The 16,177-nt window shown below is 73.3% G+C and carries 15 protein-coding genes; 11 read left to right on the forward strand and 4 right to left on the reverse strand.

The window, feature by feature from the left end:
- Positions 1-9: 9 nt before the first annotated feature.
- The 5 genes from AC1VWI_RS39350 (at position 10) to AC1VWI_RS39370 (ending at position 4,474) form a co-directional block, all read left to right on the forward strand.
- Positions 10-1,206, forward strand: a complete 1,197-nt coding sequence (locus AC1VWI_RS39350) for an ROK family transcriptional regulator (RefSeq protein ID WP_499515828.1) — start codon at positions 10-12, stop codon at positions 1,204-1,206.
- Between the two features lie 75 nt (positions 1,207-1,281).
- A complete protein-coding gene (locus AC1VWI_RS39355) occupies positions 1,282-2,094 on the forward strand; it encodes a Gfo/Idh/MocA family protein (protein ID WP_499517021.1) in 813 nt (270 codons plus the stop codon).
- Between the two features lie 103 nt (positions 2,095-2,197).
- Positions 2,198-3,064 carry an NAD-dependent epimerase/dehydratase family protein gene (locus tag AC1VWI_RS39360; protein WP_499515829.1) on the forward strand — a complete coding sequence of 289 codons (867 nt, stop codon included), beginning with the start codon at positions 2,198-2,200 and terminating at the stop codon, positions 3,062-3,064.
- A 77-nt stretch (positions 3,065-3,141) separates the two neighbouring features.
- Positions 3,142-4,017, forward strand: a complete 876-nt coding sequence (locus AC1VWI_RS39365) for a LysR family transcriptional regulator (RefSeq protein WP_499515830.1) — start codon at positions 3,142-3,144, stop codon at positions 4,015-4,017.
- 103 nt (positions 4,018-4,120) lie between these two features.
- Positions 4,121-4,474 (forward strand): WhiB family transcriptional regulator, encoded by a 354-nt coding sequence (locus AC1VWI_RS39370; RefSeq protein ID WP_499515831.1) that lies wholly within the window; start codon positions 4,121-4,123, stop codon positions 4,472-4,474.
- Positions 4,475-4,543: 69 nt separating this feature from the next.
- On the opposite strand, the gene AC1VWI_RS39375 is transcribed toward AC1VWI_RS39370, so the two are convergent.
- From AC1VWI_RS39375 to AC1VWI_RS39390, 4 genes are all read right to left on the reverse strand, one after another.
- The gene (locus AC1VWI_RS39375) at positions 4,544-4,969 is read right to left on the reverse strand and encodes a nuclear transport factor 2 family protein (protein WP_499515832.1); all 426 of its coding nucleotides are present in this window, start codon (positions 4,967-4,969) and stop codon (positions 4,544-4,546) included.
- 121 nt (positions 4,970-5,090) lie between these two features.
- Positions 5,091-5,885 (reverse strand): oxidoreductase, encoded by a 795-nt coding sequence (locus tag AC1VWI_RS39380; RefSeq protein ID WP_499515833.1) that lies wholly within the window; start codon positions 5,883-5,885, stop codon positions 5,091-5,093.
- Positions 5,886-6,025: 140 nt separating this feature from the next.
- Positions 6,026-7,222, reverse strand: a complete 1,197-nt coding sequence (locus AC1VWI_RS39385; RefSeq protein ID WP_499515834.1) for a globin domain-containing protein — start codon at positions 7,220-7,222, stop codon at positions 6,026-6,028.
- Between the two features lie 156 nt (positions 7,223-7,378).
- Positions 7,379-8,179 (reverse strand): alpha/beta fold hydrolase, encoded by an 801-nt coding sequence (locus AC1VWI_RS39390; RefSeq protein ID WP_499515835.1) that lies wholly within the window; start codon positions 8,177-8,179, stop codon positions 7,379-7,381.
- A gap of 253 nt (positions 8,180-8,432) precedes the next feature.
- Between AC1VWI_RS39390 and AC1VWI_RS39395 the strand changes: the two genes are divergently transcribed.
- From AC1VWI_RS39395 to AC1VWI_RS39420, 6 genes are all read left to right on the forward strand, one after another.
- Positions 8,433-9,614 carry an ROK family protein gene (locus AC1VWI_RS39395; RefSeq protein ID WP_499517022.1) on the forward strand — a complete coding sequence of 394 codons (1,182 nt, stop codon included), beginning with the start codon at positions 8,433-8,435 and terminating at the stop codon, positions 9,612-9,614.
- Between the two features lie 293 nt (positions 9,615-9,907).
- Positions 9,908-11,089 carry an ROK family protein gene (locus AC1VWI_RS39400; RefSeq protein ID WP_499515836.1) on the forward strand — a complete coding sequence of 394 codons (1,182 nt, stop codon included), beginning with the start codon at positions 9,908-9,910 and terminating at the stop codon, positions 11,087-11,089.
- Between the two features lie 101 nt (positions 11,090-11,190).
- Positions 11,191-12,732 carry a sugar ABC transporter ATP-binding protein gene (locus tag AC1VWI_RS39405; protein ID WP_499515837.1) on the forward strand — a complete coding sequence of 514 codons (1,542 nt, stop codon included), beginning with the start codon at positions 11,191-11,193 and terminating at the stop codon, positions 12,730-12,732.
- Positions 12,732-13,769: an ABC transporter permease gene (locus AC1VWI_RS39410; protein WP_499515838.1), complete on the forward strand. Its 1,038-nt coding sequence runs from the start codon at positions 12,732-12,734 to the stop codon at positions 13,767-13,769. Before AC1VWI_RS39405 ends, AC1VWI_RS39410 begins: the two co-directional genes overlap by 1 nt.
- 85 nt (positions 13,770-13,854) lie before the next feature.
- Positions 13,855-14,892 (forward strand): substrate-binding domain-containing protein, encoded by a 1,038-nt coding sequence (locus AC1VWI_RS39415; RefSeq protein WP_499517023.1) that lies wholly within the window; start codon positions 13,855-13,857, stop codon positions 14,890-14,892.
- A 49-nt stretch (positions 14,893-14,941) separates the two neighbouring features.
- The gene (locus AC1VWI_RS39420) at positions 14,942-16,156 is read left to right on the forward strand and encodes a Gfo/Idh/MocA family protein (RefSeq protein WP_499515839.1); all 1,215 of its coding nucleotides are present in this window, start codon (positions 14,942-14,944) and stop codon (positions 16,154-16,156) included.
- Positions 16,157-16,177 lie beyond the last annotated feature (21 nt).

Here is a 16,177-nt window from a genome sequence, read left to right on the forward strand (position 1 = left end):
CGAGGACGGATGGCTACGCCCTGGAGCACCGCCGGACACCTGCTGGAACTGATCAGGACCGGACAGGCGACCACCCGTGGGGAACTCCAGCGCGTGACGGGCCTGTCCCGCTCCACCGTCGGCCAGCGGCTGGACCAGCTCTTCGCCGCGGGCTGGCTGCGCACCGTACCCGGCGGGCAGTCCACCGGCGGACGGCCCTCCACCCACCTGCAGTTCGACTCCGGGCACGCCGCCGTGCTCGCCGCCGACCTGGACACCACCAGTGCCCGCGCCGCGGTGCTGGACCTGTCCGGGCGGGTACTTGCCGAGCACACGGGGGAGTTGCTGCTCGACCAGGGCCCGGAGCGGGTGCTGGACGAACTCGGCCGCTGGTTCGCCAAGCTCCTCGTGGCCGCCGGCGTCCCGGCGGCCACGGTGTGCGGCGTCGGCCTGTCGGTGCCCGGCCCCGTCGACTGGACCACCGGCGTGGTGGTCCGGCCGCCGATCATGCCCGGCTGGGACGGCTACCCCGTCCCGGCCCGGATGCAGGAGGCGCTCGCCCGCCACGCCGGCCTGCCCGCCTCGGTACCGGTCCTCGTCGACAACGACGCCAACCTGATGGCCCTGGGCGAGCAGCGCGACTCCTGGCGCGAGTGCTCGGCCTTCGTCCTGGTCAAGGTGTCCACCGGCATCGGCGCGGGCGTCGTCATCGACGGCAGCGCCTTCCGCGGGATCGACGGCGGCGCGGGCGACCTCGGGCACATCCGCCTGCACGACGCGTCCGACGCCCTGTGCATGTGCGGTTCCCACGGCTGCCTCGCCGCCGTCGCCAGCGGCCGCGCGCTGGCCGGGCAGCTCAGCGCCCTCGGCGTGCCGGCCGGCTCCGCCGCGCAGGTACGCGAGCACCTCGACGCCGGCCACCCCGACGCGGTGCGCCTCGCCCGCGAGGCCGGCCGGCGCTGCGGCGAGGTGCTGGTCACGGTCGTCACCCTGCTCAACCCCGGGGTCCTGATGATCGCCGGAGACCTCGCCGAGACCCACTTCGTCACCGGGGTGCGCGAACTGCTCTACCAGCGCGCGCTGCCCCGGGCCACCCGCAACCTGCAGGTCGTGACCTCCCGGCTCGGTGACCGCGCCGCCCTCGCCGGCGCCACCGCCATGGTGGTCGAGCACCTCTACGCCCCGGACCAGGCCAACGAACGCCTGACCGCCGCGGCCCCCAACTGACCCTGGAGCACCACCGTGAACACCCCTGTCCCCGTCGAGGTCGGGCTGATCGGCGCCGGCCCCTGGGCCCGCGCCATGCACGCGCGGATCCTGGCCGCCGGACCCGAGACCCGGCTCACCGCCGTCTGGGCCCGCCGGACCGAGGCCGCCCGCGAGATCGCCGCCACCTACGGGGCGGCGACCGCCGGCAGCCCCGAGGAACTCTTCGACCGCTGCGAGGCCGTGGCCTTCGCCGTGCCGCCCGCCGTCCAGGCCGAACTGGCCGTACGGGCCGCCAAGGCCGGCAAGGCCCTGCTGCTGGAGAAGCCGCTCGGCCCCGACCTGGCCTCGGCACGCGCGGTCGCCGAAGCCGTCGCCGAGGCCGGTGTCGTCTCCCAGATGGTGCTGACCAAGCGCTACCAGGCCGAGACCCGCGCCTTCCTGCGCCGCGCACGGGAGGCCGAGGTCACCGGCGCCCGGTCCTGCTACCTGCACGGGGCCTTCCTCGGCGGGGAGTTCGCCACCGGCTGGCGCCTGGAACAGGGCGCCCTGCTCGACCTCGGTCCGCACCTGATCGACCTCCTCGACGCGGCCGTCGGCCCCATCACCTCGATCCGTGCCACCGGCGACCCCCGCCGATGGGTCGAGGTCACCTGCGAGCACGAGAACGGTGCGGTCAGCCAGGCCTCCCTCTCCGGCAGCGTCCGGCTGCCGAAGCCGCGGACCCGGATCGAACTCCTCGGTCCCGGCGGTGAGCTCGTCTACGACACCTCCGTGATCGACCACGAGGAGGGCTGGCCCGTGCTGCGTGCCGAGTTCGCGGCCGCGGTGCGCTCCGGCCGCGCGGGTGAGCTGGACGCGCGACGGGGACTGCGGCTGCAGGAGCTCATCGACGCCGCCTTGCGCTGATACCCGGCGGGTATCACAGGGCGGGGAACAGGTCTTGGACGCGGTGCCCGCCCCGCCAGAAGACTCGGAGGTGTCACAGGACACCACGAGAGAGGCGAGCGTCATGAAGGTGTTCCTCACCGGAGGCTCCGGCTACATCGGACGGGCCACCATCGAGGCCCTGGTGCGCCGGGGGATCCAGGTCGTCGCCCTGGCGCGCAGCGAGGACTCGGCCCGGGTCGTCGGCGACCTCGGGGCCGCCCCCGTGCGGGGGGAGCTGACCGATACGGACGTGCTGCGCGCCGCCGCGCGGGCCGCCGACGGGGTCATCCACCTGGGCCAGCACTACGGTCCCGGCACCGCCGAGGTCGACCGGGCGGCAGCCGAGGCACTGCAGGCCGGCGCCGGGCCGCGGCCGTACGTGCACACCGGCGGGGCGTGGGTCTACGGCGACACCGACGGCGTGGCCGACGAGGACGCCCCGCTGTCCCCGCCGCGCCTGACCGCCTGGCGGCTGGAGAACGAGAAGCGCGTCCTGGCCCGGGCCGCGACCGGCGAACGGCCGGTCGTGGTCATGCCCGGCCTGGTCCACGGCCGCAACGGCGGACTGGTCGAGGCCTTCTACGCGGCCCCGGGCCGGGATACCGGCTCCGTGCCCTGCGTGGGCGACGGCACCAACCACTGGTCGACCGTGCACGTCGACGACGTCGCCGAGCTCTACGCGCTGGCGCTGAACGCCGCGCCCGGCTCGGTGTACGCCGGGGTCAGCGACCTCCACCCGACCCAGGCGGAGATCGCCCACGCGGTGAGCCGGGCGATCGGCCACCCCGGGTCGGTCCGGCACCTGACCGAGGCGGAGGCCGAGGAGCGGATGGGCCCCATCGCGGAGGCCTTCGCCCTCGACCAGCGGCTCACCGGCGCCCGGGCCCGCCGGGAGCTGGGCTGGCGTCCCTCCCGGCTCGACCTCGCGGCCGACCTCGCCCGCCCCTGAGCCTCCCCGCTGAGGAGTGCGGGCCGGGCGGATACGCTCGGATGTGTCCGTCCCGGTGAGCAGGCGAGGAGGGGCCCGTGGATCTGGATCTGCGCAAGCTGCGCTACTTCGTCGCGGTGGCCGAGGAGTTGCACTTCGGGAGGGCGGCGCAGCGCCTGCACATCGCGCAGCCCGTGCTGTCGCGGCAGATCAGGGCGCTGGAGGACGAACTCAAGGTGCGGTTGTTCTCCCGCGACCGCCGCAGCACCGAGCTCACCCCGGCCGGCACGCAACTCCTCGCCGACGCCGGACCGCTCCTGGCGGCCGCCGACGCCACCCGCCGGCGCGCCGTCCGGGCGGACCGCGGCCTCGCCTCCTTCACCGTGGGCTTCATGCCCGGACTGATCGTCACGAGTGCCGTGCGGGAACTCTCCCGCCGGCACCCGGACCTGTCGGTCGACGTCGTCAGGACGAGCTGGGACGACCAGACGGAGGCGATCCTCGACGGCCGCGTCGACATCGGCTACGTCAGGATGCCCGTCGACACCCGCGGCCTGGCGACCCGCAGCCTCCTCGCCGAACCCCGCGTCGCCGTCCTGCCCGCGGACCACCCCTACGCGGGCAAACCCGCCCTGCGCATCGCGGACCTCGCCGGCGAGCACCTCCTCCAGGACCCTGCCGCCGTCCCCGAATGGCGGGACATCGCGCGCGAGCTCGCCGACCCGCAGCCGCGGCCGGCCGTCCCGGGCTTCCGTTCCGTGGAGGAGAAACTGGAGAGCGTGGCGGCGGGCCGCGGCGTCGTCGTGCTGCCGCTCTCCACCGCGACGTACTACACCCGCGCCGACATCGCCCACGTCGCGATCGAGGACATCGGTCCCAACCGCGTGTTCCTGGCCTGGGACGGCACCCGGCACGACCCGCTCATCGAGGAGTTCGCCGACATCGCCGTCGCCCGCGCCGACTCGTCCGCCTGACCGCTGAACGGTTTCCGCACCCGCTCCGTACTGAGGGCACGGGGACGAGAGGAGAAGCCCCGCGCGAAGGCGCGACGGGGCGGCGGAGCGGGAGAGAGACGCGATGAAGCTTGACGTGGTGGGGGCGCCGGGGCCGACGGGCATCGCGGGCGAGTCCGACGTCTGGGTGGAGAACTGGGGAGCGCAGGCCATGTGCCGGATGGAGGACCCGGACGTGCTGTTCGTCCAGGGCGCCGCCCAAAAGCGCGTCAAGGCCGTGTGCGGCGGATGCCCCGTGCGCACCGAATGCCTGGCAGACGCCCTCGACAACCGTACCGAGTTCGGGATCTGGGGCGGTATGACGGAGCGTGAGCGCCGCGCCCTGCTGCGCCGCCGCCCCACCGTGACCTCCTGGCGCACCCTGCTGCGGACGGCTCGCCAGGCCTACGAGCGGGGTCCGCGGCAGGCCTCGGCCTGAACACCGGAGCAGGGGGCCGGGCCCGTCGGGCCCGGCCCGTCGGCCTTGCGGCGACCGCTGGGCCGCCCTTCAGGCCGGAGCCCCGTCGCCCTTGATCGCCGCGGTGACGGGCCGGTCCTCGATGTAGGCGTCGAACCCGACGATCCTGCCCTCCTCGACGGTGAAGACGTGCACGACCGCGGAGTCGAAGGCCGGGCCGGTGTCGCGTCCGGTGCCCTGGGTCCGCCCCACGGCGACGACCTGGCCGCCGGCCTCGAAGAGCCGCTCGATCTCGATGCGGCTCTCGATCAGGTCGAAGGTCTTCCTGAAGAACGCGGCGAAACCGGCCGGTCCGGAATACGTGCCGCCGTAGGGAAGGGCCTCGGTCACCCGGATCCGGATCTCGGGGGAGGCGATGGCCGTCAGCGTGTCGCGGTCGGAGCGCAGCATCGCGTCGTACATCGCCTCGGCGACCTCGCGTGGGGCCGAGGTCCCGGATCCGGGTGTCTCGGGCATGGCGATCTCCTGAGGTGATTCAAGGATCAACTGTTGGGAAGGTTGTCGGATCGTAGGCGAGCATAGGGGAGTCGTGGACCCGCTCGCCGGGCTGTCCGCGTACTGTCCAACGGCGCGGGTCTCAAAGGGTCTTGATCAGGCCGCCGTCGATGGTGAAGTCCGCTCCGGTGACGTTCCCGGTGCGGTCGCTGGCGAGCATGAGGACGAGGTCCGCCACCTCCTCCGGCGTGGTGAGGCGCCCCGTGGCGAGACCGCCGAGGCCCGCGAGGAGCTCCGCGACCGCGCTGTCGAGGTCCTTGCCCATGGCCTGGGCCACCTGGTCGGCCATGCCGTTCTCGCCGGTCCAGATGTCGGTGGACACCGGCCCAGGGGCGATCGAGTTGACCCGGACCCCGAGCGGGCCGACCTCCTTGGACAGCGCCTTGGAGAAGTTGGTCAGGGCCGCCTTGGACGCGGTGTAGTCGATCACGCCGGGGTCGGGCAGGAAGGCGTTCACCGAGCTGACCGTGACGACGGCCCCGCGGGATTCCAGCAGTGCGGGCAGTGCGGCGCGGCAGGCCCGCACCGCGCTCATGAGGTTGAGGTTCAGGGTCGCCAGCCAGTCCTCGTCGGTGACCGACAGGAAGCCGCCGAGCCGGGGCTGGACGGCGCCGACGTTGTTCACCAGGACGTCGATCCCGCCGAACCGCTCCACCGCGGTCGCGACCAGTCGCTGGACGCCTTCCTGGGTCGCGAGGTCCCCGGCCACCGGCACGACGTCGTACGACCCGGCGAGTTCCGCCAGGCCCGCCCCCGGGGTGCGGGAGCCGGCGACCACGCGCGCGCCCTCCTCCGCGAAGGCGCGGACGGTGGCGAGCCCGATGCCCCGGCTGGCTCCGGTGACGACGACGGTCTTGTCCTTGAGGTGCAGGTCCATGACGGGCCTTTCTTGATTGATTGATACAGATCTCGGGCCCGGTCGTGGTGGTGCGTTCCGGGCTGATGGTTGAAGGCTAAACCAATCTGGATCGTCCGATCAAGTAATTCCGGCCCGGCGTGACGCGCCCCACGGGGGCGTCAGCTCGGGGCGTGCCACAGGTCCGGACCGAACACCTCGTAGCGGATCGCCGCGGGGGCCACCCCGGCGTGCACCAGCCTGGGCCGCAGTGCCCTGGTGAAGGACGTCGGTCCGCACAGGTAGGCGCGCGTTCCGGGCGCCACCTCCACCTGCGACAGGTCGGGCGCCCCCTGGCGGGCGTGGGGCGGTGCCCCCGCCGGGTCCTCGTACCAGACGTGCAGACGGCCGCCGAGCCGCCGCACGCACTCCTCCACCTCGAAGCGCAGTGGGTGCGTCCACGGTGTGCGGTCGTGGTGGAGCACGGTGACCGGCCTGCGCGCTCCGGTGGCGCTCAGCTGCCGCAGCATGCTGACCAGCGGCGTGACGCCGATGCCGGAGGAGGCGAGGAGGAGCGGTGCGTCGGACGCGTCCAGGACCACCTCGCCGTACGGCGGCGACACCTGGACGGTGGCGCCGGGCCCCAGGTGCTCGTGCAGGAAGGTCGACACCTCTCCGGCCGGGCGCGCCCCGTCGCCGCGGTGCCTGCGCACCGTGATCCGCCACAGAGGGTCCTGCGGCGCCGACGACAGGCTGAACTGGCGCACCTGGAAGGCCCCGTCCGGCAGTGCCGCGGCCACGGTGACGTACTGCCCGGCCAGGAACGGCTCGGCGGGGGCGCCGTCCACCGGCTGCAGGTGCAGGGAGACGACGTCCAAGGCCTCCTCGGCCCGCTTGACGACCTGCCAGTACCGCCACGCCTCGCCCGGTTCGGCGCCCACCGACGCGTAGAGCTCCCGCTCCTCGCCCGCGAGGCCGTTCGCCATCAGCCGGTACGCCTCCTCCCAGGCCGTCGCGGCCTCGGGGGAGAGCGCGCCGCCGAGCACGTCGGAGAAGGCCCGCATCAGGTGGTGGTGCACCAGCGCGTACTGCTCCGGTGTGACCCCCACCGAGGCGTGCTTGTGCGCGATCCTCCGTACGACGTCCTCGGGCCGGATGCAGGGCCGGTGCGCCAGCAGCGACGCGAAGCCGACGAGGGCGGAGGCGATGGCGTTCTGCTGCTCCCCGTTCGCCTGGTTGCCGCGGTTGAACATGCGGTGCAGGAGGTCGGGGTGCTCGTCGAAGAGCGACCGGTAGAAGTGCCGGGTGATGTCGGTGATGACCGGGCCCACCGACGGCAGGCTCTCGGCGATCAGGTCGCGGGACCGCTCGGACAGCATGGGGTTCCCCAACTCGGACGTGGTGCGGGCATGCCGCGGCGAACCGGCGTCGCGTCGCGCTGCGCGCAGGGCGGCATGACGCAAGCGGCTTAACTTGATACTTATCGCGTGCAGGGGTGACGCACGGGGCCGCCCGCTCCCGTCAGGCGGGCCGTGTCATCCGAGCCCGTCGAGGAAGGCGGTCATCGCCTGGCGCAGCGCGTCCGGGCGCTCCAGATGGAGGTCGTGGCCCGTCCCGGGAACGCCGACGGCCACCGCCCGCGGCTGCCGACGGCACATCTCCTCGGCCTCCTCGGCCCCGATGATCCCCTTCTCGGCCAGGACGACCAGCGTCGGGCACCGCAGCGCCTCCCACTCCGCCCAGAAGTCCCGCTCCGCGTTCTCCCGCAGGGACGCGACCATCACGTCCCGGTCGAAGCGCGGCCACCAGCCGTCCTCGCGCCGCTCCAGGCCCTCCGCCCAGCCCCTGCCGACCGGGCCACCGCCGAGGAAGGCCGCGGCGGACTCCACCGAGGGGAAGGGCACCGGCCAGGAGTCCAGCCACGCCCCGATGTCCCCGGGAACGTCCGGGTTCGGTCCGCCGGGACCCGCCTCGACCAGCACCAGGGCCCGGACCAGGTCCGGACGGGCCGCGGCGGTCAGCATCGCGGTGTGGCCGCCGAGCGACTGGCCCACCAGGATCGCCGGCCCGGTCCCCGACTCCGCGATGACGGCGGCGGTGTCGGCGACGTAGGCCGCGCGGGAGACGTCCCCGGGACGCCGCTCGGAGGCGCCGTGCCCCCGCTGGTCCACGGCGACCACGCGATGACGGCGGCTCAGCCACTGCGCCGTGCCGTCCCATTCGCCCGCATGGCCGGCCAGGCCGTGCAGCAGGACCGCCGACGGCCCCGGACCGGGCAGGTCCCGGCACTCCAGCCGTACGCCGTCACGGACCACGGTCATCCGGGACCACGTCATCACGAACCCCTTCCCCTTCCCGGCGCGGGCAGCCGCGCCGCGTGCTGTCGCCCCGCACCCTGCCGGACGCGGCGGGCGCCCGCAAACAGCGCCCCCCGGTGCGCCCGCAGAAACGGCCTCCGGGGAGCCTTTCGGCGGTTTCTTCCCGGCCACCCACCCCGGTGGTACGGTCCGGTCCAGTCGTGGCCCCGTCCGGAGGGTGACGAGACGCACCCGAGGATCACCGGCGAGGGAGAGGCGCGACGTGAGACGGATGACGGCCCGTCCGGCGAACGGGCACCAGGCGCGAGTGCTGCGCCTGTTGCGCGACGCGGGCCCGCAGTCGCGGGCCGTGCTCGGCGACCAGGTGGAACTCTCCCGGTCCAAGCTGGCGGTCGAGGTCGACCGCCTCCTGGAGACGGGCCTCGTGGTCCCCGACGGCCTCGCCGCCTCCCGCGGCGGACGGCCCTCCCACAACGTGCGCCTCGCGCCCTCGCTGCGCTTCCTGGGCGTGGACATCGGCGCCACCTCGGTCGACGTCGCCGTCACCAACGCCGAGCTGGAGGTGCTCGGCCACCGTGCCGCGCGGTTCGACGTGCGGGAGGGGCCGGTCGCGGTGTTCGAGCAGGTGCTGGCGATGGCGGCCGAACTGCGCGCCACCGGCGCCGCGGAGAGCTTCGACGGGGCGGGGATCGGGGTGCCCGGGCCCGTGCGGTTCCCCGACGGCGTGCCGGTCGCCCCGCCGATCATGCCCGGCTGGGACGGGTTCCCCGTCCGGGAGGCCATGAGCCAGGAACTCGGCTGTCCCGTCCTGGTCGACAACGACGTGAACCTCATGGCGCTGGGGGAGCAGCACGCCGGGGTCGCCCGCTCCGTGCGGGACTTCCTCTTCGTCAAGATCGGGACCGGCATCGGCTGCGGCATCGTCGTGGGCGGGCAGGTCCACCGCGGGGTCACCGGGAGCGCCGGGGACATCGGTCACATCCAGGTGGTGCCGGGCGGCATCTCCTGCGCCTGCGGCAACCACGGCTGTCTCGAGGCCTACTTCGGCGGGAGTGCCCTGGCCCGCGACGCGGCCGCCACGGCGGCCGCCGGGGAATCGGCGGCGCTCGCCGACCGGCTGGCCGCTGCCGGGTCGCTCACCTCCGCCGACGTGGCGGCCGCCGCGGCGGGCGGGGACGGTGCCGCGCTCGACCTCATCCGGCAGGGCGGCAACCGCACGGGCCAGGTCATCGCCGGCCTGGTGAGCTTCTTCAACCCCGGACTCGTCGTGATCGGCGGCGGTCTCACCGGTCTGGGGCACACCCTCCTGGCGAGCATCCGCAGCCAGGTGTACGGCCAGTCGCTGCCGCTGGCCACCGGGAACCTGCCGATCGTCCTCAGTGAACTCGGCCCGACCGCGGGCGTGGTCGGGGCCACCCGCCTGATCAGCGACCACGTCTTCTCGCCCGCGTGACCCACGGCGGGCACCGTCCGCCGTGGCGGGCCCGTCCCACCCCCCGGTTCGCCATGCCGTCTCCGTGCGTGCCGTACCGGGCGCGCCCACGCCCCTGCCTCGCAGGTGAGTTGGCCTCTTCCGGACTTTGTCCTGGAACCGGAAAAAGACCTTGCTGATTCCTGCGCAACTTCTTCCCCCACTGGACGGGCGCTGCTACTTTCCCATCGAAAGCCTGACGGAGCGGGACCGGCCGACGCCGGTCCGGTATCCCCATGCCGACGGCCGGGGGAGGTGAGGGACACGTGAGACGCATGACAGCTCGACCCGCCAACGCGCATCAGGCGCGGCTCCTGCGGCTGCTCCGCGACGGCGGTCCCAACTCCCGTGCCCAGATGGGGGACCAGATCGACCTGTCCCGTTCCAAGCTCGCCGTCGAGGTCGACCGGCTGCTGGAGACGGGTCTGGTCGTCGCGGACGGCCTGGCCGCCTCGCGCGGCGGGCGGCGTTCGCACAACATCAGGCTCGCCCCGGGCCTGCGCTTCCTCGGCGTCGACATCGGCGCCACCTCGGTCGACGTCGCCGTCACCAACGCCGAGCTGGAGGTGCTCGGCCACCTCAACCACCCGATGGACGTCCGTGAGGGACCGGTCGCCGTCTTCGAGCGGATCCTCGAAATGGCCGCCAAACTCAAGGCCGCCGGCCTCGCCGAAGGCTTCGACGGCGCGGGCATCGGGGTACCGGGGCCGGTGCGGTTCCCCGAGGGCGTCCCCGTCGCCCCGCCGATCATGCCCGGCTGGGACGGCTTCCCGGTCCGCGAGGCACTCAGCCAGGAACTGGGCTGCCCCGTCATGGTCGACAACGACGTGAACCTGATGGCCATGGGGGAGCAGCACGCCGGGGTCGCCCGCTCCGTGGGCGACTTCCTCTGCGTCAAGATCGGCACCGGCATCGGCTGCGGCATCGTCGTCGGCGGAGAGGTGCACCGCGGTGTGACCGGCAGCGCCGGAGACATCGGCCACATCCGGGTCGAGGCCGACGGACGCGCCTGCGCCTGCGGCAACAAGGGCTGCCTGGAAGCCCACTTCAGCGGCGCCGCGCTCGTCCAGGACGCCCTGGAGGCGGCCAGGTCAGGGCGGTCCGCCGCCCTCGCGGCCCGGCTCCAGGCGGCCGGTCGGCTGTCCGCCGTCGACGTCGCCGCGGCGGCCGCGGTCGGTGACGCGGCGGCACTCGAACTCATCCGCGAGGGGGGCAACCGCGTCGGGCAGGTCATCGCCGGGCTCGTCAGCTTCTTCAACCCCGCACTGGTCGTGATCGGCGGCGGCGTCACCGGCCTCGGCCACACGCTGCTCGCCAGCATCCGCAGCCAGGTCTACCGCCAGTCGCTGCCCCTGGCGACCGGCAACCTCCCCATCGTCCTGGGTGAACTGGGCCCCACCGCCGGCGTGATCGGCGCGGCCCGGCTCATCAGCGACCACGTGTTCTCCCCGGCCTGATCCCCCCACCGGCCAAGCGTTCCACCGGCACCACGGCACCACCGGCTCCACTGCACGCTCCGCACGCGCACGTGTCACCCGCACCCGCCGAGGGGATCGTCATGGCACCACAACCACCGGCACCGCCGCCCGCGACAGCAGCACCGCTGCTCACCATGTCCGGCATCACCAAGTCCTTCCCCGGCGTCCGCGCCCTGGACGGCGTCGACCTGGACGTCCAGGCCGGCGAGGTGCACTGCCTCCTCGGCCAGAACGGCGCGGGGAAGTCCACCCTCATCAAGGTGCTCGCCGGGGCCCACCAGCCCGACGGCGGGGAGATCACCTGGCGCGGGGAACCGGTGTCGCTGAAATCGCCGATCGCCGCCATGCGGCTCGGCATCGCGACCATCTACCAGGAACTCGACCTGGTCGAGGGGCTGTCCGTCGCCGAGAACGTCTTCCTCGGCCACGAACCGACCACCGCCGGCTTCGTCGTGCGCGGACGCGACGCGCGCCGTGAGGCGGCCGTCCTGCTGCGCCGGCTCGGCCACCCCGAGATCGACCCCGCCCGCCGCGTCGGCGACCTCTCGGCCGCCCAGCAGCAGATCGTCTCGATGGCCCGGGCGCTCTCCCACGACGTGCGCCTCATCGTCATGGACGAGCCGTCCGCCGCGCTGGACCCCGAGGAGACCGACAACCTGCTGCGCATCGTCGGGCAGCTGACCGCCGACGGCGTCGCGGTCGTCTACATCTCCCACCGGCTGGAGGAGATCCGCCGCGTCGGCGACCGGGTCACCGTCCTGAAGGACGGCCGCGCCGTCGCCGGCGGACTCCCCGCCAAGTCGATGCCCACGCGCGACATCGTCGCCCTCATGACGGGCCGTGACGTCGAGTACGTCTTCCCGCCGCGTCCCGCGGGACCGCGCTCCGGCGACCCCGTCCTGCGGGTCGAAGGGCTGGCCCGCGACGGCGAGTTCGCCGCCGTGGACCTGGAGGTGCGCCCGGGGGAGATCGTCGGGCTCGCCGGACTCGTGGGCTCCGGACGGTCGGAGATCCTCGAGACGCTCTACGGCGCCAGGAAGCCCACCGCCGGCCGGGTGACCGTCGACGGCCGGCCCCTCAAACCCGGCAGCGTCCGCTCGGCCGTCCGCGCCGGTCTGGGACTGGCGCCCGAGGAGCGCAAGGCGCAGGCGCTGCTGATGCTGGAGTCCGTCACGCGCAACGTGTCGGTGTCCACGCTCGCCCGCTTCTCCCGGGCCGGCTGGCTCGACCGCAGGGAGGAACGACGCGCCGCACGGGAGTCCACCCGGTCGCTGTCGCTGCGGCCCGACAACCCCGACGCCCGGGTGCGCACCCTGTCCGGGGGCAACCAGCAGAAGGCCGTCCTGGCCCGCTGGCTGCTGCGCGGCTGCCGCGTCCTGCTGCTCGACGAGCCGACCCGGGGCGTCGACGTCGGCGCCCGCGCCGAGCTGTACGCGGTGATCCGCCGGCTCGCCGACGACGGGCTCGCCGTACTCCTCGTCTCCAGCGAGGTCCCCGAAGTCCTGGGGCTCGCGGACCGGGTGCTGGTGCTCCGTGAGGGACACGTCGTGCACACGGCGCCCGCGACGGAGCTGGACGAACACCGCGTACTCGACCTCGTCATGGAAGGGAGCCCGAGCTGATGACACAGCCCGCTTCCCAGGCCCCGCAGGCACCGACGCCGCCCGCGGACGCGTCCCCCGTCACGAAGGGCGGCGGCCGGCGTCCGGCGCTGGGGCTCCACGCCGACGTCCGCAATCTGTCCCTGCTCGGCGTCCTCGCCGCCCTCGTCCTCGTCGGGGGCATCACGCAGCCCGACGCCTTCCTGGACGTCTCCAACCTCCAACTGGTGCTCACCCAGGCGTCCGTCATCGGTGTCGTCACCGTCGGCATGACCTTCGTGATCACCAGCGGGGGCATCGACCTGTCCGTCGGCGCGATCGTCGCGCTCTCCTCCGTGTGGGCGACGACCCTCGCCACCCAGGAGTACGGCTTCGCGGGCATCCTGTTCACCGCGGTCGTCGTCGGCGTCGGCTGCGGGCTGGTCAACGGGGTGCTCATCGCCTACGGCGGCATGGTGCCGTTCATCGCTACCCTCGCCATGCTCGCCTCGGCACGCGGGCTCGCCCTGTACCTCACCGACGGCAAGACGCAGATCGTCACCGTGAACTCGGTGCTCGACCTCGGCCTTCCCGCCAGCTACGTCCTCGGCATCCCGCCGCTGGTGCTGGTCTTCGCCGGGGTCACCGTCATCGGCTGGCTGGTGCTGAACCGGACGACGTTCGGGCGCCGGACGGTTGCCGTCGGCGGCAACGCGGAGGCGGCCCGCCTCGCCGGCATCGACGTCCGCCGGCAGCGGCTCTACCTCTACCTGCTGTCCGGGCTGTGCTGCGGCATCGCGGCCTTCATGCTGATCATCCTGTCCGGCTCGGGCCAGAACACCAACGGCAACCTCTACGAACTCGACGCCATCGCCGCGGCGATCATCGGCGGCACGCTGCTCAGCGGCGGCCGCGGCACGATCGTCGGCTCCGTCCTGGGCGTCCTGGTGTTCATCACCATCCAGAACATCTTCGCCCTCAACAACCTGGAGAGCGCCGTCCAGCAGATCGCCAAGGGAGCGATCATCGTGGCCGCCGTCCTGGTCCAGCGCAGCACCGTGCGCAACGGCGACGGCTGACACAGCCCGTCGCCCCCGCTCCACCCGACAACCCGCACGCGCCCCGCACCGCCCTATCCCGGAGGGTTTCACCGCCATGCCACGAATCCCGGTCACCAGCCGCAGAGGACTGCTCTTCGGCGCCGCCGCCGTATCCGCCGGAGCGGCCCTCACCGCCTGCACCAGCAACGAGCCGAAGAAGGCCGGCACGGCCGCCACCACGGCTGCCGCCGCCGACGACAAGCCCGGCACGCCGGTCACCATCGGCTTCGCCGGCCCGCAGGCCGACCACGGCTGGCTCAACGCCATCAACCAGAACGCCAAGGACCGCGCCGCGAAGTACTCCGAGGTGACGCTGGAGATCACCGAGGGCTCCAACGACACCGCCGCCCAGATCGGGCAGATCCAGACGCTGATCAACAAGAAGGTCGACGTCCTGGTCATCCTGCCGGCCGACGGCAAGGCCCTCACCCAGGTGGGCCTGCAGGCCATGAAGGCCGGCATCCCGGTGATCAACCTGGACCGGATCTTCGCCTCCCCGCAGGCGTACCGCTGCTGGATCGGCGGCGACAACTACGGCATGGGGCTCAACGCCGGCCGCTACATCGGCGAGCAGCTCAAGGACAAGCCGGACGCCAAGGTCGTCGAGCTCGCCGGCATCGACAACCTGGAGCTGACCCGGCAGCGCACCCAGGGCTTCGACGACGCCCTGAAGAACTACCCCAACATCAGGAAGGTGGCCCGGCAGGCCGCCGAGTTCACCGTCGAGACCGGCCAGGCCAAGATGGCCCAGCTGCTGCAGGCGCAGAAGCAGTTCGACGCGCTGTGGAACCACGACGACGACCAGGGCGTCGGTGCCCTGCGCGCGATCGCGCAGGCGGGCCGTGACGAGTTCTTCATGGTCGGCGGCGCCGGGTCCAAGTCGGCTATGGACGCCATCAAGGCCGACAACGGCGTGCTGAAGGCGACCGTCCTGTACCCGCCCACCATGGCCGCCTCCGCCATCGACCTGGCCCGAGCGCTCGGACAGAAGAAGGGCGTCGGCGGGTTGTCGGAGCTGGAGATCCCCGCGTCGATCACCCTGTACTCGGCCGTCGTCACCAAGGAGAACGTCGACGAGTACCTGCCGACGGGCTTCATCTAACAGATCCGCCCCGCCCGTCCGAACCGAGCAACCGACGAGGAGCAACGGCATGGCTGATATGGCCGGCAAGGAAGACAGTGAGGCAGGGGCCGCTTCGCCGGCGCTCGGCATCGGCATGGTCGGCTACGCCTTCATGGGCGCCACCCACTCCCACGCGTGGCGCACCGTGGGCCGCGTGTTCGACCTGCCGATGAGGCCCGTCCTGGCCGCGATCGGCGGCCGGGACGAGGGGGCGGTGCGGGCCGCGGCCGCCCGGCACGGCTGGGCCGCCGCGGAGACGGACTGGCGGGCACTGGTGGACCGGGACGACGTCCAGCTGGTGGACGTGTGCACCCCCGGGGACAGCCACGCCGAGATCGCCATCGCGGCGCTCGAGGCGGGCAAGCACGTCCTGTGCGAGAAGCCGCTGGCCAACTCGGTCGCCGAGGCGGAGGCCATGGCCGCGGCGGCCGAGTTGGCGGCCGCCCGCGGCCAGGTGGCCATGGTCGGCTTCAACTACCGGCGGGTGCCGGCGGTCGCCTACGCCCGCCGGCTCATCGCGGACGGGAGGGTGGGCACCATCCGCCACGTGCGGGTGACCTACCTCCAGGACTGGCTCGTCGACCCGGACTTCCCGCTGACCTGGCGGCTGAAGCGCGAGTACGCGGGCTCCGGGGCGCTCGGCGACCTCGGCGCGCACGCCGTCGACCTCGCGCAGTACCTGGCGGGGGAGCCCCTGGTGGGCGTCTCGGCGCTCACCGAGACGTTCGTAAGGGAGCGGCCCGAGCTGGCCGGCACGTCGTCGGGGCTGTCGGGCTCCGGGAGCACGCGGCGGGGGCCGGTCACCGTCGACGACGCGGCGCTGTTCACCGGGCGGCTGGCCTCGGGGGCGCTCGCCTCCTTCGAGGCCACCCGGATGGCCTCGGGGCGCAAGAACGCCCTGCGGCTGGAGATCAACGGCGAGCGCGGCTCGCTCGCCTTCGACCTGGAGCGGCTGAACGAGCTGTCGTTCCACGACCACACCGAGCCCGCCGACTCGGCCGGCTTCCGGCGGATCCTGGTGACCGAGCCGGGCCATCCGTACCTGGAGGCGTGGTGGCCGCCCGGCCACGCGCTCGGTTACGAGCACACCTTCACCCACCAGGCGCGCGACCTCGTGCTCGGGATCGCCGAAGGGGTCACCCCGGCGCCGTCGTTCGCCGACGGCCTGCAGGTGCAGCGGGTCCTGGCGGCGGTGGAGGAGAGCGCCGAGAAGAACGCCGTCTACACCCCCGTCCCCGCCTGACCACGCCCGTATCGAGGAGGC

It is taken from the genome of Streptomyces sp. TOM-9, assembly GCF_056858595.1.